We start from the raw sequence: 410 nt of genomic DNA, 5'->3' as shown, positions 1-410 counted from the left end.
CTGCCCAACGCCACCGCATGCGCGATGGCCGATCAGCGTGCCAACGCCGGTAGCGCCTCGGCGCTGCTCGGCAGCCTGCAGTTCGCCATCGCCGCGGCGGGGGCCGCCGCCCGGGGGGCGCGGCAAGACGGCGCGGCGGGGCCGGTGGGCGCGGGCCTCACCCCGTGCGGGCTGCGGGGCGCCGGCCCCCCCCCGCCCGCACTGGTGGATGCCCGCGGCCCGCGCCCCCGCCGCGCCGCCCGGCCCCCCCCCCCCGGCGGCGGCCGCCCCCGCGGCGATGGCGAACTGCAGGCTGCCGAGCAGCGCCGAGGCGCTACCGGCGTTGGCACGCTGATCGGCCATCGCGCATGCGGTGGCGTTGGGCAGCAGGCAGCCCAGGCACGCCACCGAGCAGAACAGCGGCAGCATCA

General features: G+C 80.7%; 1 pseudogene. It reads right to left on the bottom strand.

Annotated elements, in window-relative coordinates:
- A pseudogene (locus tag U8L64_RS00280) lies at nt 1–410 on the bottom strand (hypothetical protein); the annotation flags it as partial.

The organism is Pseudomonas sp. FIP_A4, assembly GCF_036701605.1.
In the GTDB taxonomy this organism is placed as follows: domain Bacteria; phylum Pseudomonadota; class Gammaproteobacteria; order Pseudomonadales; family Pseudomonadaceae; genus Stutzerimonas; species Stutzerimonas phenolilytica.
This window is presented reverse-complemented; position numbering and strand designations above follow the sequence as displayed.